Annotated in this window: 19 protein-coding genes; 12 read left to right on the top strand and 7 right to left on the bottom strand. The window is 56.9% G+C overall.

Annotation, left to right across the window (positions count from 1 at the left end; genetic code table 11):
- Entirely contained in the window at nucleotides 1-744 is a 744-nt protein-coding gene (locus AC2TDA_RS13605; protein ID WP_480876761.1) for a rhomboid family intramembrane serine protease, read from the top strand.
- 5 nt (nucleotides 745-749) lie between these two features.
- Here AC2TDA_RS13605 and AC2TDA_RS13610 read toward each other — a convergent pair whose 3' ends face one another.
- Nucleotides 750-1568, bottom strand: coding sequence for an IclR family transcriptional regulator (locus AC2TDA_RS13610; RefSeq protein ID WP_480876764.1), 819 nt, complete (start codon nucleotides 1566-1568; stop codon nucleotides 750-752).
- Nucleotides 1569-1768: 200 nt separating this feature from the next.
- Here AC2TDA_RS13610 and bhcA point away from each other — a divergent pair, with 200 nt between their 5' ends.
- Genes bhcA through bhcD form a run of 4 tightly spaced genes read left to right on the top strand, consistent with a single transcriptional unit; the run spans nucleotide 1769 to nucleotide 6116 of the window.
- Nucleotides 1769-2959 carry an L-aspartate--glyoxylate aminotransferase BhcA gene (gene bhcA, locus AC2TDA_RS13615; RefSeq protein WP_480878077.1) on the top strand — a complete coding sequence of 397 codons (1191 nt, stop codon included), beginning with the start codon at nucleotides 1769-1771 and terminating at the stop codon, nucleotides 2957-2959.
- An 11-nt stretch (nucleotides 2960-2970) separates the two neighbouring features.
- Complete coding sequence (bhcB, locus tag AC2TDA_RS13620) at nucleotides 2971-3942, top strand: beta-hydroxyaspartate dehydratase BhcB (protein WP_480848560.1); 972 nt, start codon at nucleotides 2971-2973, stop codon at nucleotides 3940-3942.
- An 11-nt stretch (nucleotides 3943-3953) separates the two neighbouring features.
- Nucleotides 3954-5117: a 3-hydroxy-D-aspartate aldolase BhcC gene (gene bhcC, locus AC2TDA_RS13625; protein ID WP_480848562.1), complete on the top strand. Its 1164-nt coding sequence runs from the start codon at nucleotides 3954-3956 to the stop codon at nucleotides 5115-5117.
- Between the two features lie 15 nt (nucleotides 5118-5132).
- Nucleotides 5133-6116, top strand: a complete 984-nt coding sequence (gene bhcD / locus AC2TDA_RS13630) for an iminosuccinate reductase BhcD (RefSeq protein ID WP_480876767.1) — start codon at nucleotides 5133-5135, stop codon at nucleotides 6114-6116.
- A gap of 55 nt (nucleotides 6117-6171) precedes the next feature.
- Here bhcD and AC2TDA_RS13635 read toward each other — a convergent pair whose 3' ends face one another.
- Nucleotides 6172-6957 (bottom strand): inositol monophosphatase family protein, encoded by a 786-nt coding sequence (locus AC2TDA_RS13635; RefSeq protein WP_480848566.1) that lies wholly within the window; start codon nucleotides 6955-6957, stop codon nucleotides 6172-6174.
- Between the two features lie 108 nt (nucleotides 6958-7065).
- Nucleotides 7066-7971 carry a LysR family transcriptional regulator gene (locus AC2TDA_RS13640; RefSeq protein WP_480848567.1) on the bottom strand — a complete coding sequence of 302 codons (906 nt, stop codon included), beginning with the start codon at nucleotides 7969-7971 and terminating at the stop codon, nucleotides 7066-7068.
- A 96-nt stretch (nucleotides 7972-8067) separates the two neighbouring features.
- Between AC2TDA_RS13640 and metF the strand changes: the two genes are divergently transcribed.
- The gene (gene metF / locus AC2TDA_RS13645; protein WP_480848569.1) at nucleotides 8068-8934 is read left to right on the top strand and encodes a methylenetetrahydrofolate reductase [NAD(P)H]; all 867 of its coding nucleotides are present in this window, start codon (nucleotides 8068-8070) and stop codon (nucleotides 8932-8934) included.
- A gap of 234 nt (nucleotides 8935-9168) precedes the next feature.
- Nucleotides 9169-9840: a J domain-containing protein gene (locus tag AC2TDA_RS13650; RefSeq protein ID WP_480876770.1), complete on the top strand. Its 672-nt coding sequence runs from the start codon at nucleotides 9169-9171 to the stop codon at nucleotides 9838-9840.
- Between the two features lie 68 nt (nucleotides 9841-9908).
- On the opposite strand, the gene AC2TDA_RS13655 is transcribed toward AC2TDA_RS13650, so the two are convergent.
- Complete coding sequence (locus tag AC2TDA_RS13655; protein WP_480848573.1) at nucleotides 9909-10427, bottom strand: YHS domain-containing (seleno)protein; 519 nt, start codon at nucleotides 10425-10427, stop codon at nucleotides 9909-9911.
- 246 nt (nucleotides 10428-10673) lie between these two features.
- Between AC2TDA_RS13655 and yghU the strand changes: the two genes are divergently transcribed.
- Complete coding sequence (yghU, locus tag AC2TDA_RS13660) at nucleotides 10674-11549, top strand: glutathione-dependent disulfide-bond oxidoreductase (protein WP_480876773.1); 876 nt, start codon at nucleotides 10674-10676, stop codon at nucleotides 11547-11549.
- Between the two features lie 13 nt (nucleotides 11550-11562).
- Here the strand turns inward: yghU and AC2TDA_RS13665 are convergent, their stop codons facing one another.
- Both AC2TDA_RS13665 and AC2TDA_RS13670 read right to left on the bottom strand, forming a co-directional pair.
- A complete protein-coding gene (locus AC2TDA_RS13665) occupies nucleotides 11563-12351 on the bottom strand; it encodes an SseB family protein (RefSeq protein ID WP_480876776.1) in 789 nt (262 codons plus the stop codon).
- On the bottom strand, nucleotides 12344-12931 hold the full coding sequence (locus AC2TDA_RS13670; RefSeq protein WP_480876779.1) for a uracil-DNA glycosylase family protein: 588 nt from the start codon (nucleotides 12929-12931) through the stop codon (nucleotides 12344-12346). The genes AC2TDA_RS13665 and AC2TDA_RS13670 overlap by 8 nt, the downstream gene beginning before the upstream one ends.
- A 216-nt stretch (nucleotides 12932-13147) precedes the next feature.
- Here AC2TDA_RS13670 and AC2TDA_RS13675 point away from each other — a divergent pair, with 216 nt between their 5' ends.
- Genes AC2TDA_RS13675 through AC2TDA_RS13690 form a run of 4 tightly spaced genes read left to right on the top strand, consistent with a single transcriptional unit; the run spans nucleotide 13148 to nucleotide 17713 of the window.
- A complete protein-coding gene (locus AC2TDA_RS13675) occupies nucleotides 13148-13807 on the top strand; it encodes an ABC transporter ATP-binding protein (RefSeq protein WP_480848581.1) in 660 nt (219 codons plus the stop codon).
- Complete coding sequence (locus AC2TDA_RS13680) at nucleotides 13785-15362, top strand: KpsE/RkpR family capsule polysaccharide export protein (protein WP_480876781.1); 1578 nt, start codon at nucleotides 13785-13787, stop codon at nucleotides 15360-15362. The genes AC2TDA_RS13675 and AC2TDA_RS13680 overlap by 23 nt, the downstream gene beginning before the upstream one ends.
- 5 nt (nucleotides 15363-15367) lie before the next feature.
- Nucleotides 15368-16201: a 3-deoxy-8-phosphooctulonate synthase gene (gene kdsA / locus AC2TDA_RS13685; protein ID WP_480848585.1), complete on the top strand. Its 834-nt coding sequence runs from the start codon at nucleotides 15368-15370 to the stop codon at nucleotides 16199-16201.
- Nucleotides 16202-16216: 15 nt separating this feature from the next.
- Entirely contained in the window at nucleotides 16217-17713 is a 1497-nt protein-coding gene (locus AC2TDA_RS13690; RefSeq protein WP_480876784.1) for a phosphomannomutase/phosphoglucomutase, read from the top strand.
- A 40-nt stretch (nucleotides 17714-17753) separates the two neighbouring features.
- Here the strand turns inward: AC2TDA_RS13690 and AC2TDA_RS13695 are convergent, their stop codons facing one another.
- Complete coding sequence (locus tag AC2TDA_RS13695; protein WP_480876787.1) at nucleotides 17754-19697, bottom strand: AsmA family protein; 1944 nt, start codon at nucleotides 19695-19697, stop codon at nucleotides 17754-17756.
- Nucleotides 19698-19714: the final 17 nt, after the last annotated feature.

A 19714-nucleotide genomic window follows, 5' to 3' on the forward strand; every position in this document is an offset into this window, starting at 1 on the left:
ATGTTTCCAATCCGCGATCATAACCCTTCGGGGCGTACACCATATGTCGTCTACGCGCTGATGGCGGCGAATATCCTGATCTTCCTTAGCTACGTGGGGATCATGGACGACGCGCGCCTGATCAATCGCCTCTATTTCGACTACGCGATCATTCCTGCGCGGATTTCCGACGGGTTCGCATTCGAGACGCTGGTCACATCGATGTTCCTTCACGGAGGCTGGATGCACCTTGCCGGGAACATGCTGTTTTTGTGGATTTTCGGCGACAATCTGGAAGACGAGATGGGCCACCTGCCCTTTTTATTGTTTTATCTGGTTGCCGGTGTCGGCGCAGGTTTGATCCATGTAGTGACCGCTCCGGGCTCGGGTGTGCCCACAATCGGCGCCTCCGGTGCAATCGCTGGTATCATGGGAGGGTACTTGCTGCTGTTCCCGCGCGCCCGTGTGGACATTCTGCTGATTTTGATCGTGTATTTCCGCGTCTTCACGATACCGGCCTTTGTCATGTTGGGCGTCTGGCTGGGATTTCAGTTTCTGGGCAGCCTGGCCAGCAACCCGGACGAAGGTGGTGTGGCTTATTGGGCGCACACAGGCGGTTTTGTGGTCGGCCTGATCCTGTGCATTCCGCTTTGGCTGAAACGCGGAGGGATAAGGTTCTGGAACCGCACCCACGGCCACCCGCCGCATCCAGAGCATAAATACAAACTCTCGGCGTCGCGTATTCCTAAGGTGCCGCGTCGGTAGGGTGTTTAGTCCGGGTTTTGCCCGCCACTGAGGTGGGTGATTTCCTGCGCGGCCTGCATGACCAGAGCGGCCAGTTCTGGCGCCCGCGCTTCATTGAACCGAACGGTCGGGCCGGACACAGATACACCCGCGCACGGTTCCGACCGACTGTTGTAGATCGCGGCACCAATGCATGACATACCCTCATACCGCTCTTCCCGGTCATGAGACCAACCACGTTTTCGGGTTGACGAAAGATCATCCAATAAACCTGAATCTGGCAATCGTGTGTGTTCGGTAAAGGCAATCGGATCCATTGCTTTCAGAACCTTGGCCAAAGCAGCCTCGCTCATTGCGGCCAGAATCGCTTTGCCCGTACCCGAGGCGTACATTGGCGTCCTTGCACCAGGCGGAAAGAATGCCCGGATCGGGTTGAGGGTTTCGACCTGCCCGACAAAGACGACCTCGGCCCCGTCCGGTACGGCCAGATTGGCCGTCTCTCCGCTGTCCTGCATTAACCTGCGCAGAATTGGCCGGCCGATCTCCAAAACGCTACTGCGGCGCAGAAATGTTGCGCCAGTTCGGTACGCCTCGATCCCAATCAGCCACTCCTGCCTTTCTTCGTCAAAGGTTACAAACCCGTGCTTTTGCAGCGTCACGAGGATGCGATGCGTGGTGGCTGTTGGCACGCCTATTTCGCGCGCCAGATCGCTGAGTGTCGCCCTTTCAAGCCGGGCAATCGACGTGAGCACGCCTAATGCCCTGTCCAGCGATTGCATCGTCCCAGCCGAACTTTCCTTGAATAAAGACTTGGGTCTGCCGCGCGGTCTCTTCTGAGTCTCCATAATGATACTTCCTGACGTTTTCGGCCCGCCCTGCTTCAGGCTCATTAGACCATTGTTTTTCACATGCTAAACTGAGAAACTGAATTCGGTTATTTTTCAGTGCCTTACTTATTTAATCCCATAAATGAAAATATTTTTCAAGAAAATTGCACTAAAGGTGAAGACGAGCGACACTTATGTCCAAAGCGGAGGACATGATGATGTCAAACCAGAACCCGGTCTTTATTCCAGGCCCTACTAACATTCCCGACCGACTGCGCCTTGCCATGCAGGTCCAAACGCAGGATCACCGTGCACCGGACTTTGTAGAAACCTTTGCGCCGGTGCTTGAAGACACCAAGAAGGTGTTTGGCACAACCAAAGGCCAGATCGTGACCTTCCCCGCTAGCGGGACCGGTGGATGGGAAGCAGCCGTAACCAATACGCTCAGCCCTGGCGACAAGGTTCTTGTCGGCCGCTATGGCGTTTTCAGCCATCGCTGGATTGATCTTTGCCAGCGGCATGGTCTGGACGTACAGATCATTGATTGCCCGTGGGGCAGCGGAGCACCAGCCGACAAGTTTCAGGAAATTCTGGCCGCCGATACGGCCCACACGATCCGCGCCGTTCTGGTGACTCATAACGAAACAGCGACAGGTGTGCGTTCGGATATCGGTGCAGTTCGGCAAGCCATGGATGCCTCAGATCACCCCGCGATGATGTATGTGGACTGCGTCAGCTCTCTGGCATCAATGCCGTTTGAGTTTGATCGCTGGGGCGTCGACATCGCCGTATCGGGTTCGCAAAAAGGGTTCATGTTGGCGACTGGTATGGCGATCCTGTGCGTCAGCCCTAAGGCGCTGGAGGCAACAAAGACAGCCAAACTGTCCCGCACATTCTTTGATTTCAAGGACATGATGGCAGCCAATGCCTCCGGAGGGTTCCCCTACACCCCGCCGCTGCAACTGATTTATGGCATGCGCGAGAGCCTGAAGATGCTGTTCGAGGAAGGCCTCGACAACGTTTATGCCCGCCACTTCCGCCTCGCCGAAGGTGTGCGCCGGGCGGTTGACGCTTGGGGTCTGAAACTGGTCGCACAGTCACCCGACCTCTATTCGGACACCGTCAGCGCAATCTATGTGCCCGAAGGGTTCGATAGCAACGCCCTGACGGACCACGCATTCAATGCATATGGTGTTTCTTTCGGCATCGGGTTGGGACAGCTGAATGGCAAGGCCTTCCGCATTGGCCATTTAGGCAGCCTGACGGACGTGATGGTTCTTTCCGGGCTGGCAACCATCGAGATGGCGATGGCTGACCATGACTATCCCATCAAACTGGGCAGCGGCGTCGCGGCGGCGCAGGACTATTTCCGCACCGGGTCGTCCGGTCGCGCTCAGGCAGCCGCATAAGGAGGGCATGGATGTTGGATCAAATCACAGCCGCCGACCTGACAATTGACGACATGCGCACGGCGCATGAGCGGATCAAACCCTATATCCGTCGAACGCCGGTTATGACGTCGGATTATCTCAACGATCTGACCGGCGCTCAGTTGTTCTTCAAATGTGAGAACTTTCAGGAGGCAGGCGCGTTCAAAGTACGCGGAGCCTGTAATGCGGTGTTCGGTTTGCCCGAAGACATGATGGAAAAAGGCGTCTGCACGCACTCCAGCGGCAACCACGCTCTATCTCTGTCTTACGCCGCAGGCCGTCGCGGCATTCCGTGCAACGTGGTCATGCCACGCACGGCACCACAGGCAAAGAAAGACGCCGTGCGCCGCTATGGCGGAACGATAACCGAATGTGAACCCTCAACATCGTCCCGTGAAGCGACCTTTGCCGAAGTACAGGCGCGCACCGGCGGCGAGTTCGTGCACCCCTACAATGATCTCCGCGTGATAGCCGGTCAGGCCACCTGTTCGGCGGAGCTGCTGGAACAAACCGACGGTATCGACGCAGTAATCGCGCCGATTGGCGGCGGCGGCATGGCGTCAGGCACCTGCCTGACGGTCTCCAATCTGGCACCGCAAACTGCGATATATGCGGCTGAACCGGAACAGGCTGACGATGCCTATCGCTCGTTCAAAGCAGGCCATATCATCGCAGATGATGCGCCCAAGACGATTGCAGACGGACTGTTGGTTCCGCTCAAGGAAAACACCTGGCATTTCGTCTCGAACCACGTGACCGATATCTTCACGGCGTCCGACGCCGAGATCATCGAAGCGATGAAACTGACCTGGAAGTACCTGCGGGTGGTGATGGAGCCATCTTCGGCGGTACCGTTGGCAACAATTCTCAAAAACCCCGACGTGTTTCGGGGAAAGCGCGTCGGCGTAATCGTCACCGGCGGCAATGTGGATCTGGACAAACTACCCTGGCTGAAAGGGTAAGGAGGATTAGGATGAACAAACCTGTGAACATTGATCAATTGGAAGTCGGCTTTGATATCCCTGCTGCAATCGGCATGGATGAGTCCGAAATTCAGACGCCCTGCCTGATCCTCGATCTGGACGCGCTGGAGCGCAACATTAAGAAGATGGGCGACTACGCCAAAGCGCACGGAATGCGTCATCGCGTTCATGGCAAGATGCACAAATCCGTGGATGTGGCCAAACTTCAGGAAGAACTGGGCGGCTCTGTCGGCGTTTGCTGTCAGAAAGTGTCCGAAGCCGAGGTATTTGCCCGCGGTGGCATCAAGGACATCCTCGTTTCGAACCAGGTGCGCGACCCGGCCAAGATCGACCGCCTTGCACGCCTGCCCAAGCTGGGCGCCCGCACGATTGTCTGTGTCGACGACATAGAGAATGTAGAGGACCTGTCAGCGGCAGCGCAAAACCACGGGACCGAGCTGGAGGTATTCATCGAGATTGATTGCGGTGCGGGTCGATGCGGCGTCACGACGACCCCCGATGTAGTCGCAATCGCCAAAGCGGTAGAGGCTGCGCCAAATCTGAAATTTACCGGCATCCAGGCCTATCAGGGCGCGATGCAGCATCTCGACACCTACGAGGCGCGCAAGGAAAAACTGGATACCGCCATTGCGATGGTTAAAGACGCTGTTGATGGCCTGAAAGCCGAAGGCATCGATTGCGAGTTGGTATCCGGCGGCGGCACCGGGTCGTATTATTTCGAAAGCAACTCGGGCGTTTACAATGAATTGCAATGCGGATCCTACGCCTTCATGGACGCTGACTATGGTCGCATTCTGGATAAAGACGGCAATCGCATCGATCAGGGCGAATGGGAAAATGCGCTGTTTATCCTGACCAGCGTCATGAGCCATGCCAAGGCCGATAAGGCCATCTGCGATGCAGGCCTCAAGGCGCAATCGGTCGATAGCGGGCTGCCGTTCATCTACGGGCGCGATGATGTGGAATACCTCAAATGTTCCGATGAGCACGGCGTGATCGGCGATCCTGACGGTGTGCTCAAGGTGAATGACAAGCTGCGGCTGGTGCCGGGGCACTGTGATCCCACCTGCAATGTCCACGACTGGTATGTGGGCGTCCGGAACGGGAAGGTCGAAGCCCTGTGGCCTGTCTCGGCACGCGGAAAGGCATATTGAGAGATGAGGGATGCCATGAACACCCAAGATGGCCTGCTGATTGTGGGCGAAGACCTCTGCCAACAGCTGGTCGGTCGGGAACAAGCTTTTGATGCTGTGCAATCCGTATTTGGCGCTATGGCCAGCGGCGGGGCGCGCAACTTTCCGGTCGTCCGCGAGGCACTGGGTTATGCAGATGCCCTTTACGGCTTCAAGTCCGGGTTTGATCGCGATGGTCAGGTTCTGGGTGTGAAATCCGGCGGATACTGGCCCGGAAATGCCGACAAGGGGCTGACAAACCATCAATCCACGGTGTTCCTGTTCGATCCGGACACGGGCCGTCTGTCCGCTCTGGTCGGTGGCAATTACCTGACGGCTTTACGTACAGCTGCGTCTTCGGCGGTGTCGATTGCACATCTGGCCCGCAAAGACGCCAAGGTGCTGGGCATGGTCGGAGCCGGGCACCAATCCACGTTCCAACTGCGGGCCGCTGCCGAGCAGCGCGCGTTCGAGAAAGTCGTGGCCTGGAACCCGCATCCTGACATGCTGCCCCGACTGGCGGCGGTCGCCGAAGAGATCGGTCTGGAATTCGAAGCCGTGAGCCAGCAGGAACTGGGCGCGCAAGCGGATGTGATCATCACTATCACATCGGCGTTTGAGCCGCTTTTGATGAAAGACTGGATCAAACCCGGCACGCATCTGGCCTGCATGGGCACAGACACCAAAGGCAAGATGGAGGTCGACCCAGCCCTTGTCGCCGCGGCCACTGTGTTCACCGACGAGGTAGCGCAATCCGTCACCATTGGTGAGGCGCAACACGCGGTGGGCTCAGGCGATCTTTCTGCGGACGAGATCACTTCAATTGGCGCTGTCATCAATGGAGATCACGCGGGGCGCACCAATGAAACAGAGGTCACATTGTTTGATGGGACCGGTGTGGGCCTTCAGGACCTTGCCGTTGCTTCCGTGGCCGCCCGGCTGGCGGATGAGGCCGGGCTGGCGCAACGCGCGACCCTCTAAAACTAAAAAAGCGCGCCTCGTTGGGGCGCGCTTGTTCAGTACGTGTATCTGGATGTCAGCCCCGGATGACTTTGGCAAAGGTGTCAAAAATCGGCTCGTTGGCGCAGATCACCTCGCCGTCTTCCAACACGCTGCCTTCGGGGTTGAGCGGTTGCACGAAACCACCCGCCTCTTTGACAATTATGATACCGGCGGCCAAGTCCCAGGCATTCAAACGGCGCTCCCAGAAGCCTTCGTAACGACCCGCAGCGACGTAAGCCATGTCCAAAGCAGCAGCACCCCAGCGACGCACCCCTGCACATGCAGGCATCAGGCGCGCCAGATCCTGCAGCGTAGCCGGCAAGTCGGCCCGGCCGCCAAACGGCAAACCCGTCGAGAAAATGGACTCGATCATGCGGTGACGGCCAGAAACCCGAATACGCATGTCGTTCATCCACGCGCCCTCGCCCTTTTCAGCAAAGAACATCTCGTCCTTGGCCGGGTCATAAATTACACCGGCGACGATCTTGCCCTTGTGCTCCAGCGCAATTGAAACCGCCCAATGCGGAAGGCCGTGCAGGAAGTTCGTGGTTCCGTCCAGCGGGTCTACGATCCAGCGGCGGGTCGGGTCTTCGCCGTCCTGACCACCACCTTCTTCGCCAAGCCAACCATAGGTCGGACGGGCACCCAGCAGTTCCTCTTTCAGGATATTCTCGGCTGCAATATCGGCCTTGGAGACAAAGTCACCGGCGCCTTTCATCGACACCTGCAGGTTCTCGACTTCACGGAAGTCCTTGACCAAAGACCGCCCCGCTTTACGCGCGGCTTTCATCATGATGTTGAGATTTGCACTGCCAACCATTGTCAAAAGGCTCCTGTCCGGTCAAACCGCGCGTATACTGGTGCATTGCGCCCTTGCCAAGAGGAATGATGTGCATAACAGCCCCGCGTTTAGCGCCCTGCCCTGATCCTATTGCGCCTGCAGCTTGCGCGCCTCGGATCGGGCCAGTTTTACCAGCTCTTGCACAAAGGGTTTTTCAAGGTCTTCGGTCCGGACGGCGGCGTACAACCTGCGGGTAATTCCCTCTTTTGTAAGCGGGCGGGTGACATAGTCCGAGCTGTATTTGACTTCTCGCACGACCCAATCCGGGAGGACCGAAATCCCCCTGTTCGAAGCAACAAGCAGCAAGATCACTGCGGTCAACTCAACCTGCCGGATTGACGCGGGTTCGACGCGAGCGGGGATCAACAACTGGCTGAACACATCCAGACGTGTCCGCTCAACCGGATAGGTGATCAGTGTTTGACCTCGGAAGTCCTCGGCCTCGATAAAGGATTTATCGGCCAGCGGATGAGTCGAAGCGGCCACGAACACGGCGTTATAGTCAAAAAGCTCGACAAACTCGACACCGGGTAAATCCTCAGGGTCCGATGAGACGACCAGATCCACTTCTTCCTTCTGAAGCGCAGGTAAGGCGTCAAACGCCAAGCCGGGGCGAATGTCGACATCCACGTCGGACCAGGATTTGCGGAACGATTCCAGCACCGGGAACAGCCACTCGAAACAGGCATGACATTCAATGGCGATATGCATCCGCCCTGTCCGCCCATCACGAAGTGACGAAAACTCATCCTGCATCGCTTCGACCTGAGGTAGAATCTGTTCGGCCAGTCGCAAAAGGCGCAAACCGGCAGCGGACAGTTTCATCGGCTTGGACCTGCGCAGGAACAGCTCAACCCCGGCCTGATCTTCCAAGCCTTTGATCTGATGGCTCAATGCCGATTGCGTTATGTTCAGCTGGTCCGCTGCACGGGCCAAACCGCCACATTCGTGGATAGCTTTGATGGTACGAAGGTGGCGGAATTCGATATGCATTTCTCACGTAGCTCATGTTGTTCTTGAATAATATGAGTTTGTCTCACAATGCATAGAGTGTCACAAGGGAATAGTTCTGTTGTTGAAGAGGCACCGATGACTAAGCCCGAAATTTCCTTCGAGTTCTTCCCGCCCAAGTCGCTGGAGGCGTCATTCCGCCTTTGGGATACGGTTCAAACGCTTGCCCCGTTAGAGCCCCGGTTTGTTTCCGTGACCTACGGCGCAGGTGGTACAACGCGCGAACTGACACGAGACGCAGTCGCCACGCTCCATAAATCCTCGGGATTGCCAGTCGCGGCCCATCTGACCTGCGTCGACGCCTCGCGTCAGGAAACGCTGGAAATCGCCGATACGTTCGCTCGAGCTGGCGTTCAGGATATCGTCGCTCTGCGAGGTGATCCGCCATCAGGGCAGGATCGCTTTGAGCCGCATCCTGAAGGATTTTCAAACTCGGTCGAACTGATTTCCGCGTTGGCTGAAACCGAAATGTTCAGCATTCGGGTCGGCGCCTATCCCGATATTCACCCCGAGGCCCAAAACTCGCGCACCGACATTGATTGGCTGAAGGCTAAGCTGGATGCAGGTGCAGACGAGGCATTGACGCAGTTCTTCTTCGAGGCCGAGACGTTTTTTCGGTTCCGTGATGCCTGTGCCAAAGCCGGAATCGACAAACCCATCGTGCCGGGCATTCTGCCGATCGAAAACTGGAAGGGCGCGCGCAAGTTTGCAGAACGCTGCGGCACGCGTATTCCGACTTGGGTGGACCAGGCATTCGAAAAAGCCGTGCGAGATGACCGTGAAGACCTATTGGCCACTGCGATATGCACCGAGCTGTGTTCGGATCTGATTGAAGGCGGCGTCGACAAGCTGCATTTCTACACGCTCAATCGCCCCGAACTGACGCGCGATGTGTGTTTTGCGCTGGGGATCACTCCGCGGGCTGATTTGCAGAACGTGGCCTGACCCGAATTCCGGCCTCCAATACTCGACGCCCCGCTCAATCTTGTTTTGATCGGGGCGTTTTCAGTGCGGAATGTGGCGGAACTGAATCCTCATCGGTGCAAGGATACTGGGCAACAATTTCGGATCGCCTTGCCGGACTGTTAACTCAAAACACGCTAATACCCAGAAAAATTTGACAAAAAAGTGACTGTTCGCAAAGTGGTGCGAGTGTAGTTTTTAACGAGTTTTGTGAGTATGGAGCCAGTAAACAGGATCAGGGCTCGGGCCGAAGCGTTGCAAGAGCTGGGCCTCAACCAAAGCGCCAGTGCCGACGATATTCGTGAGGCATGGCGAAATGTGGCCTTTCATGCCCACCCTGATCACACCGGAGGCGACTATTCCGGATTTTCGCGCGCGAAATCTGCATATGATTTTCTGCGACAAGAGGGCCTGGCGGGCAAAAACCGTTCCGGGACCGCAAAGCCGCGCCGTCCGAAATTGCGAAAACGAGTGGTCGAGTTGACGGAGGACGTTCTCGAGGCGTGCCGGGATCTATTGAACCCGGATCACGCGCTGTTGGATCATTCAACGCTGGGCGGTGCGACAGATGATTCTAACAGCTCAGACACTGATCCGGTCGCGGATCACGTGCCTGACGCAGTTGGCTGTTTCGGCCGGGATCTGACTTATTTTGTAAAGACACCTGTCTGCACGGGTCCCAATCGCGTGGCGTTGCCGACCTCGGTTCTGGCAGATTCGCGAAAGACAGGGGCAGAAATTCTGACGTTTGAATCAAAGAACTCGGGGCAAGGCGAAGTTGTTGTTCCGGATACGATCCGAGAACGGAAATTTCCCGGTGCTCGCAGCGTTAAAATCAAATTCAAAGCGAACCAGCAGATGCGAGATGACTACTGGCTTGCCAGTTGAAGGGGGTTGTGCCCATCTGCCACTAAGGCCCGGCTGAATTCAGCCGGGCTTTTTTGGTTGGTATCGCGTTAGTTGGCGATTGGGCCTTCCGAGGTGAATTTCGGGATTACGCTGGTCGAAGCAGCATCAGGTTCGATCCCCGGCCAGTTTCCTTCAGCCAGATTGATGTTGCCTGGGACGTCTTCCTCCCAGAACCCCACCACCACGTCGGTAATGTTCAGGTACAACTTGTCATCAACGATCCGCCACAGGTTCGGGTTGGCTGGGACTTTACCGCCGCGCGAAACGCCATAGGCGCAATGGCCGTCATATTGCGGAGCGTAGTACGCAGGATTTTCCAAGAATTTGTCTCGGTTTTCTTCAGTCGCAAAAGCCCAGGTGGCACCATTGTAATCTGCGGTGATATTGGAATGACCACGGACTGGAGCAGGCTGCGTCTGGCCGACTGCCACCTGATCAAGGCCGCGATAAGCGACAACATCATAGCCTGATACGGCAAAGCCCGTGCCGTCGATGTATTGATCTCCGGCAAAGGCAGGAACGGCTAGGGCCAGAGCCGCCGCAAAGGTCAGGGCAAATCGTTTCATGTGGTCGATCCTTTTGTCTCAACTGTGTCTGGGGCGCCGTTGTGGCGGGACTGGCAAGACAATATGCGATTTTGGATCACTTCGTAGTACCGCTCGCGGTGGTGTGACATCCCACGAAGAAACGTGAGGCCTGTGCCCGGTATTGTTACAAAATCAGTTCCCCATCCGGGGTTGGACTTTACCTTTTGCAATATTAGCTGTGCATGCAGCCGCCGCATGGTTCGGCACTGATACGAAAGGCAGAAGATGAGCGAACAATCCACCTATACTCCCCCGAAGGTCTGGACTTGGGACAGCGAAAGCGGCGGGCGCTTTGCCAATATCAACCGGCCCATTGCAGGCGCCACTCATGACAAGGACTTGCCTGTCGGTCAGCACCCTCTGCAATTGTACTCGCTCGCGACACCCAACGGCGTCAAGGTGACGGTCATGCTGGAAGAGCTGCTGGCCCTTGGGCATAAGGACGCCGAGTACAACGCCTGGCTAATCAATATCGGCGACGGCGATCAGTTTGGATCGGGTTTTGTGGGCGCCAATCCCAACTCCAAAATCCCGGCCCTTTGGGACCGGTCGGGTGAGAAACCGGTTCGCGTGTTCGAAAGCGCTTCGATCCTGTTTCATCTTGCCGAAAAGTTCGATGCGTTCCTGCCAAAGGATGGCCCCAAGCGCACAGAGGTGATGAACTGGGTTTTCTGGCAGATGGGCAGCGCGCCCTATCTGGGCGGTGGATTTGGTCATTTCTACGCCTACGCGCCCGAAAAATGGCAGTATCCAATTGACCGTTTCGCGATGGAAGCAAAGCGTCAGCTGGACGTGCTGGATCGAGAGCTGGCCGAAAAGACCTTTATTGCGGGCGAAGATTACTCCATTGCCGATATGGCGATCTGGCCTTGGTATGGGCAGCTGGTACTTGGCCGTCTTTACGACGCGGCAGAGTTCCTGGATGTCGATTCCTACAAGAATGTTGTGCGCTGGGCCACAGAGGTCGACGCCCGTCCCGCCGTTCAGCGCGGTCGTATGGTCAACCGTTCCTTTGGCGAACCCCACACGCAATTGCATGAACGCCATGACGCCAGCGATTTTGAAACCCGCACTCAGGACAAGCTTGAACCGGCGGACTGAACAGCAGAGTTGACTACCTGAGAATTGGGGGCCGTTCCGGATCACTGCCTGGGGCGGCTCTCTCTACATTTGGCGCATGAGGCTGCGGCAAGTCAAACCGCAGGCCCACTTTGGCCAACGCTGCAGTCGTCGGATCTTCGGGCTCGAAGAAACCGACATCCAGCGCTCCGGCCTCGATCCCGGAAAATGTCACGGCCTCGGACACGGCCTGGGCTAGTGCCGGTTTTGCGCCTTCCACGGCTGAAACAAACCCAAGCAAGTGACCGTGGCCGCCGTCTTCGGATTTCGTACCGACAAGAAAGGCAGCGGTCGCCAGACCTGCGGCGGTTGCGAGTTTGACGTCCAATGCCGACAGCAGTTTGTCAGGTAAGCCCGTCGGCGACAGGAATTCTGCAACGCGCCGTCGTATTTCCTCGGGCCCATGCTGCAACGTATCCGACAGCCAGCCCAAAGCCTCTGCGGGGATCAACATCGACGACGGCGCCGCATCCAGATTCAAGCCTAAGCCGACGCCCTGCCCGGATAGCATTGACGACAGGACCCGCCCGGAGAGGGCCACGTAAGGAACCGGACGACCGGCGAATTGAGCCAGTCGTTCCTCAAGGTCGAAGGCCAGAACAAAACGACCATCGGCGACATCGAACAACTCGGGCGTGATGTTTTCATCCTGCGCCTCTTCGGCGAGCATCAGGAATAGTTCACTGTCGGCCAGACGCTCAAAAAAACGCAATCGGGCCGCATCATCTTGTGGATCCGCCTGCATTGCGGCGTGTGCGGCATCCAAGGCCGTGGCATCAGTCATTCAGCACCTCTTGCACCCGGGCACGCAGAACCGGCACCAATTCGGCCTCGAACCATGGGTTTTTCCTCAGCCAAGCCGTATTCCGCCAGGACGGATGAGGCAAGGCAAAGACCCGCGGCGCATGGTCCCGCCAATTCCGAACCGTTTCCGTAACCGGTGTTTTCACACAAAGATGGTATTTGTGCGCGTGCCCGCCGACCAGCACGGTCAGCGGCACATCCCCCAATTCCTCCATCACTCGGTTGTGCCAGGTGCGACGGCACAAAGACGGGGGTGGCAGATCCGCATTGCGTTCATTGTAGCCGGGGAAGCAAAACGCCATTGGCACGATCGAGACCACCGACCGGTCATAGAACCCGACCTCGTCCAGCCCAAGCCACGCCCGCAATCGGTCGCCCGAGGGGTCGGTAAAGGGACGTCCGGACTCGTGCACCCGCGCACCGGGCGCCTGACCCGCGATCAGGATGCGTGCCCCTGAGCGGAACCAGACAACGGGTCGCGGCTGATGCGCGGTCGCAGTTTTCGCAAACCTGTCGGCGCACAGTTGGCAGGCCTCAATTTCCCGGTGCAGTGAATTCATCCGATCCTTCGACGTTTTATTGAATTTCCAGAAAAGATAGGCATGTTCGGCAATGTGTCCAACACCTGCTATTTGCCTTCAACATCACACATTGCGTGATAACGTCAGCGGATGCATTGATCATTTGTTTCATAATTCGACATAATGTCGCCAATATGGATCGGTAGCACTCATGCATTTCAGCCGACGCAAGACGAAAGACTGAGCAGGTCACAAATGCTGGAATTCGAAAATGTCAGCAAATCCTTCTGGACCGGGACGCGCCGCAAGGTGATCCTGGATCAGGTGTCTTTTCGTGTCGAGCTGGGCAAATCCATTGGTATTCTGGCCCCGAACGGGACGGGTAAAACCACGCTTATCAACATGATGGCCGGGCTGGAAAAACCCGACGAAGGCGTAATCCGCCGCGACTGCCGTGTATCGTTCCCGATGGGGTTCACCGGCGGGGTATCCAAACGCCTGTCCGCATTGGAAAACGCCCGGTACATTGCGAAAATCTACGGTATGGACCCCGACTATGTCGAAGCATATTGCAACTGGCTGTGCAATCTGGGGGAATACTTCAATCAACCTCTGGGCACTTATTCCGCTGGTATGAAGGCCCGGTTCACCTTTGCGCTGATGTTGGCGTTGGATTTCGACATGTACCTGATCGACGAAGGGATGCCCGCGACCACGGATGTCGAGTTCAACAAGAAGGCAGGGGACATTCTGCGTGACCGGCTGCGCACGACGACGCTGGTGATTGTATCCCACAACCCTGCGGTTCTGGAGAAGTTCGCCCGGCAGGCTGCCGTTCTGGTGGACGGACAGCTTTACATGTTTGAAACCTTGGAAGAGGCAAAACAGTTATATGACTACCAAACCCAAGGCTAGGAAATACAACCCAAACCCTAAGCCGCAAGGCAAAGGAACGGCAGACGCGCGCTCTGACGCCATCTCTCGGATTCGGCGCGCGACTCAGGGACAGGCGCAAGAGGCGGCTGAAAATGCGAAACCCTCGACCGATCTGGGCGCCATCAAGCGCGAAGGGTTGACCGGTCGCCAATTGCGGGTAGCGCGGCGATTGGCGCAGAAAAACGGACTGGCCGCTACGTCGGACTATGACGCGGTGCGCCTACTACGCGAAAATGGGATCGATCCGTTTCAGCGTATGAACCTTTTGAACCTTGCGGCCAATGACCAGCCCGCGTCCGAGGCACAGGACAAAGTAAAAGTTCAGCTGCCACAAACGATCCCCAGCAAACCTGAAAACCTGCCCGGTCCGGAGCTTAGCCCGGCACAGCGCCGCGAGTACGAAATCGGACAGATTCAGAAAGACATCGCCCGGCGCAGACGGCGCAAGCTTTTTGGCCTTTTTGCAAGGCTGGCGGCTTTTGTAATGCTACCGACGCTGATTGTCGGTTTCTATTTCTACCGTGTGGCGACCCCGATGTATGCCAGTGATTCAGAGTTTCTGATCCTTCAGGCGGATGGTGGGCCGGGGTCGATCGGCGGGCTATTGGCAGGCACGCAGTTTGCAACGACGCAGGATTCGATCTCGGTCCAGTCTTTCCTTGAATCGAAGGAGGCGCTTCTGTCTCTGGATCGTGATGCAGGGTTTTCGGATGTGTTCAAGCAGGACTGGATCGACCCGGTACAGCGGCTTGCTACGGGTGCAACGCTGGAAGATGCCTACAAACTCTACAAGCGGAAGGTCACCATCGGTTATGACCCAACCGAAGGCGTAATCCGGATGGAAGTGGCCGCGCCGGACGCCGCCACAGCAACAATATTCTCTGAAAAACTGATTTCTTACGCCGAGGATCGGGTGAATGCCCTGTCCGAGAAAAAGCGTGAAGATCAGATGCGTGACGCGTTAGAAAGTTTCGAGTCCGCGCAAAAAGCCCGCAGGCAGGCACAAGAAGACCTGATCGAGTTGCAATTGCAGGGCGCAATCCTAGATCCGCAAAGCGTCATTGCCAGCCTGCGTGCCCGCATTGACCAGTTTGAATTCGAATTGCAGGACAAAGAACTGCAAATGGCAGCACTTCTGGACAACCTTCGCCCAAACCAGGCCAAAGTCGACGGCGTCAGCCGCGACATCGCCCGGCTTGAAACGGTCCTAGAAGAGTTGAACGCCGAGATGCTGGATGCCTCTGCCGGCGAAAACTCGCTTGCGCGGTTAAGTGTGGGAATCCAGATGGCGCAGGCCGACCTGGCCGCGCGCGACATGATGCTGCAAACCGCTATGCAGCAAATGGAAGCGACGCGGACCGAGGCCAACCGAAAGGTGCGCTATCTGACCGTGTCTGTGAACCCTGTTCCCAGTGAAGAACCCAGCTATCCGCGGAAGTTCGAAAATACGATTTTGGCATTCCTGTTATTTGCTGGTATCTACCTCATGATCTCGCTTACTGCGTCGGTCCTTCGTGAACAGGTATCCTCGTAAGACTCATGAAACATGTAAAAATCTCCGACGTGACCGTCGGCAACGATCTTCCGCTGACTATCATCGCCGGCCCCTGCCAGCTTGAGACAGCCGACCATGCCCAGATGATTGCGGGCACTATGAAAGAGGCGTGCGAGGCTGCTGGCGCGCAATACGTATTCAAAGCTTCTTATGACAAAGCCAACCGGACCTCTTTGTCCGGCAAACGTGGGATGGGGATTGATGCGGGCCTCAAAGTGCTGGACGACATTCGGAAAACGATGGGAATCCCGGTGCTGACAGATGTCCACACAGAGGCGCAATGCGCTATCGCGGCCGAGGCCGTAGATGTATTGCAAATCCCCGCGTTTCTTTGCCGTCAGACCGATATGCTGCTGGCGGCGGGCAACACCGGCGCGGTCATCAACGTAAAAAAAGGTCAGTTTCTAGCCCCTTGGGAGATGCCCAACATCGTCTCCAAGATCGAAAGTACCGGCAATCAGAATATTTTGCTGACCGAACGCGGAACGTCCTTTGGGTATAACACATTGGTTGCCGACATGCGGTCACTGCCGCAGATGGCCCAAACCGGCTACCCGGTGGTGATGGATGCAACCCATTCCGTGCAGCAGCCAGGTGGTCAGGGCGGCTCATCGGGCGGTCAGCGTGAATTCGCCCCAGTCATGGCGCGGGCGGCTGTAGCTGTTGGTGCAGGCGCAGTTTTCATGGAAACCCATCAGGACCCGGACAATGCACCGTGTGACGGCCCGAATATGATCTACCTGGATCAAATGCCAAAACTTGTTGACACATTGATGCGCTTAGATGCGTTAGCCAAAGAAAATCCGATTAAGATTTAACGATTGAGAATAGTTATGATCAAACCCCTTCCCGAGGTGACCCCAAACACCTGGAGCTTTCTGCGCGACCCGATGATCAAGCCCACTGGCTTTCGCGAATATGACGCGCGCTGGAAATACCCGGATGAGATCAATCTACCCGGCATGACCGCCCTTGGTCTGGGTCTGGGTACCCAGATGCACAAACGTGGCATCGCGCCGGTGATCGCAGTGGGCAACGACTATCGTGACTATTCCGTGTCGATCAAGAACGCCCTCATCGTGGGGCTGATGCAGGCGGGAATTCAAGTAAAGGACATTGGGCCAGCGCTCAGCCCGATGGCGTATTTTGCGCAGTTCCATCTGGACGTGCCCGCTGTGGCCATGGTGACCGCCAGCCACAACCCCAATGGCTGGACTGGTGTAAAGATGGGTTTTGACCGCCCGCTCACGCACGGACCGAACGAAATGGCCGAATTGCGGGACATAGTGCTGAGTGGTGCAGGCGTCGCGCGCGATGGCGGATCTTGTGAATTCGTGGACGGCGTTAAAGAAGCATATCTTGACGATCTGGTGGGTGACTTCAAAATGTCCCGCCCGCTGAAGGTGGTTTGTGCCACCGGTAACGGCACCGCATCGGCTTTCGCCCCCGAATTATTCGAACGTATGGGCGTCGAAGTCGTGCCCAGCCATAATGAGCTGGATTACACGTTCCCCAACTACAACCCCAACCCCGAAGCCATGGAAATGCTGCATGACATGGCGGACTCAGTGAAATCCAGCGGCGCCGATCTGGCGCTTGGATTTGACGGGGACGGCGACCGCTGCGGCGTCGTAGATGACGAAGGCGAAGAGATCTTTGCCGACAAGGTGGGCGTCATCATGGCCCGCGATCTTGCCAAGCTGTATCCCGGTTCAACCTTTGTCGCGGATGTGAAATCCACAGGCCTTTTCGCCAGCGATCCCGAGTTGCAAGCGTTAGGTGTGAAAGCGGATTACTGGAAGACGGGTCACAGCCACATGAAGCGCCGCGTCAAGGAAATCGGCGCGCTGGCCGGGTTCGAAAAGTCTGGGCACTACTTTCTGGCCGAACCTATCGGGCGTGGCTACGACTGTGGAATGCGCGTGGCCGTCGAAATCTGCAAGCTGATGGATCGCAACCCTGATCAAAGCATGTCAGACCTGCGCAAAGCGCTGCCCAAAACGTGGTCGACGCCGACCATGTCTCCTTACGCTGCCGACACCGAGAAATACGACATTCTGCAACGTTTGGTAGACAAGCTGGTTGCCAAGGGCGAGGCCGGTGACAGTTTTGCAGGTCGTGCGATCAAAGAGGTCGTCACGGTAAATGGTGCACGCGTCATTCTGGATAATGGTAGCTGGGGTCTGGTGCGGGCATCTTCGAACACGCCAAATCTTGTTGTAGTCTGCGAAAGCAGTGACAGCGAAGACGAGATGCGTGCGATCTTCGGCGAAATCGACGCCGTTATCCGCACCGAACCCGGTGTGGGCGACTACGATCAAACCATCTGAACGCAGATCAAGGGGCGGGGCAGAATAGCCGACGCCCCGCTCAGTCGCCGCCCAGCAGCTTTAGCAGGCTTTTCTTAGCTTCGTCTTCAAGCTTGTTTTTGATGGCGTCTTCAATCTGTTCGCTGTCGGTGATGCTGGTGTTCAACTCATCACCCACTTTGTCCAAGACCTTTTGTTTGGCGTCATTCTCAAGCCCTTTGATCTTACCCTCAGCGGCAGCTTCTATGACCTTGGAAAGGTCGGGCTTGATCGAAGGGTTGCTCCACGGTCCCTGAATGCGAACGGGAACGGAAATCCCCTGTCCGGAATTAGCCCGCAAAGCGACCGGTGTGAACAAATAGTCGATATCGCGCGCACCCAACCCGACACGCCCTGCCCCGTCAGCGCGGAAGTTATCCAACTGCATCAGCAAGTCGTTATTGGTCAGGTTGCCACCCTCCATCTTGAAACTGGCAGTAAGACTGTTGAACACTGTCGTTCCGCCCTTCCCCTTGCCACGCCCCATCAGCCGGTCGAGATCAAAGCCCGAGATGACGCCGCTGCCGACATTGACGTTTCCCTTACCGCTGAGCGAGCGCATGATCTGATCTTCGGTCTGGCCGACCCCAAGAAACTCCAGTGCGCCTGACCCAGTTCCCGACAGTCGTTCGATTCCACCCAAGGCACTCAGCGCCTGCTGAATGTCGATGCCATCAGCCTTCAGATTTCCGCCAACTGACAACCCGCGCCTGTTGTTCGCGACAACCTGCCCGTTCAACTTCCCGGAAAACAGCGTCGCCGGATGCATCTTCAAAACTGCGCGAGAACGGTCGAGGCTGAGGGTCAGGTCGCTCTGACCAATCATCAGGTCAGGCAAGGCGATCGAACTGGCCTGCAGCCTGATTGTGCCGTTTGCCAAAGCAAGTGCGGAAGCGTCTATTGGCGTTTTTGACCACCCTTGCGCCGCAGCAGAGCTTTCTGATCCACCGCCCCCAGTGCCACCCGCGAGCGACTTTGTCAGGTCCAGATCACCAGCGTTCAGCCGCGCCGTGATCTGGGGCGGATCGGCGATTACAATATCCGCCTCGCCGGTCAACCTGTTATTGTCCAGTTTCGCCGTCATGTTCCGCAACGAAATTTGGCCGTCACTGGTGTATGTCATCTGAGCATTCACTTCGGCGACCCGGCCCAATCCCATTGGAACGGTGACACCACTCTGACCGAAAGCCGCCAACATCGCATGTGTGTTCGTGGATTTAACCGTCGTCTTTCCGTCCATTTCGCCGGTCAGATTCACGCGCCCGGAAAAACCGAACTCGCCCCCCGGTGCTGTCATGCTTAACTCCAGCGGAGTGACGCTGCCACTCGCAAAAGTTGGGAGATCCGGTATTTTCAAATCCACCTGTACGGTGCCGCCCGGCACAGGCATGCTGGCCTCCAATTCCATCGGGGCGGAGACATCTGGCCAGCGCGCGGCCAGATCGACATTCGCGAAGTCCATACTTGTTTGGCCATTTTCGACATAGATCAGGCGCGCACCTGTCAACTCCAAACGATCCAAGGTAACTGCGCTGGATGCCTCTGGTGCACCGCCGCCGGTTACCGAGCCGGTGTTCGTGGCGGGGGCGCTCAGTTCCCAATTGCCGCGACCGTCGCTCAGTTCCAGGCGCAGAACCGGGTTGTCGGCCACAACGCGCTTGATCTTCAGGTCTCCGGCCAGCAGCGCCGAAGCGTCGACGCCAACCGCAAGGCTCTCTGCGCTCAGCATCGGTTCGGGTCCGGCCCAATGCGCATTTCCAAAAGTCACTGGCCCGGTTTCCATGCCCAGAACTGGCCAGAATGACAGGCTGACGTCACCGGACAGGGTCAGATCTCGACCTGTCTGCGCTTTGACCTGCTCGGCCAGGATGGCACCCAGCTTGTCGCCGGGCATCAAAAGCAAGGCCCCCACAACCAGTCCAAAGACTGCAACCAGAATGAATAGGATTCGTATCAGCCACTTCATATTTCGCCACCTGCCTT

It is taken from the genome of Ruegeria sp. HKCCD6426 (assembly GCF_057221115.1).

Coding starts and splice junctions, on each gene's coding strand:
- AC2TDA_RS13605 (WP_480876761.1), top strand. CDS start 1: ATGTTTCCAATCCGCGATCATAACCCTTCGGGGCGTACACCATATGTC.
- AC2TDA_RS13610 (WP_480876764.1), bottom strand. CDS start 1,568: ATGGAGACTCAGAAGAGACCGCGCGGCAGACCCAAGTCTTTATTCAAG.
- bhcA (WP_480878077.1), top strand. CDS start 1,769: ATGTCAAACCAGAACCCGGTCTTTATTCCAGGCCCTACTAACATTCCC.
- bhcB (WP_480848560.1), top strand. CDS start 2,971: ATGTTGGATCAAATCACAGCCGCCGACCTGACAATTGACGACATGCGC.
- bhcC (WP_480848562.1), top strand. CDS start 3,954: ATGAACAAACCTGTGAACATTGATCAATTGGAAGTCGGCTTTGATATC.
- bhcD (WP_480876767.1), top strand. CDS start 5,133: ATGAACACCCAAGATGGCCTGCTGATTGTGGGCGAAGACCTCTGCCAA.
- AC2TDA_RS13635 (WP_480848566.1), bottom strand. CDS start 6,957: ATGGTTGGCAGTGCAAATCTCAACATCATGATGAAAGCCGCGCGTAAA.
- AC2TDA_RS13640 (WP_480848567.1), bottom strand. CDS start 7,971: ATGCATATCGAATTCCGCCACCTTCGTACCATCAAAGCTATCCACGAA.
- metF (WP_480848569.1), top strand. CDS start 8,068: ATGACTAAGCCCGAAATTTCCTTCGAGTTCTTCCCGCCCAAGTCGCTG.
- AC2TDA_RS13650 (WP_480876770.1), top strand. CDS start 9,169: ATGGAGCCAGTAAACAGGATCAGGGCTCGGGCCGAAGCGTTGCAAGAG.
- AC2TDA_RS13655 (WP_480848573.1), bottom strand. CDS start 10,427: ATGAAACGATTTGCCCTGACCTTTGCGGCGGCTCTGGCCCTAGCCGTT.
- yghU (WP_480876773.1), top strand. CDS start 10,674: ATGAGCGAACAATCCACCTATACTCCCCCGAAGGTCTGGACTTGGGAC.
- AC2TDA_RS13665 (WP_480876776.1), bottom strand. CDS start 12,351: ATGACTGATGCCACGGCCTTGGATGCCGCACACGCCGCAATGCAGGCG.
- AC2TDA_RS13670 (WP_480876779.1), bottom strand. CDS start 12,931: ATGAATTCACTGCACCGGGAAATTGAGGCCTGCCAACTGTGCGCCGAC.
- AC2TDA_RS13675 (WP_480848581.1), top strand. CDS start 13,148: ATGCTGGAATTCGAAAATGTCAGCAAATCCTTCTGGACCGGGACGCGC.
- AC2TDA_RS13680 (WP_480876781.1), top strand. CDS start 13,785: ATGACTACCAAACCCAAGGCTAGGAAATACAACCCAAACCCTAAGCCG.
- kdsA (WP_480848585.1), top strand. CDS start 15,368: ATGAAACATGTAAAAATCTCCGACGTGACCGTCGGCAACGATCTTCCG.
- AC2TDA_RS13690 (WP_480876784.1), top strand. CDS start 16,217: ATGATCAAACCCCTTCCCGAGGTGACCCCAAACACCTGGAGCTTTCTG.
- AC2TDA_RS13695 (WP_480876787.1), bottom strand. CDS start 19,697: ATGAAGTGGCTGATACGAATCCTATTCATTCTGGTTGCAGTCTTTGGA.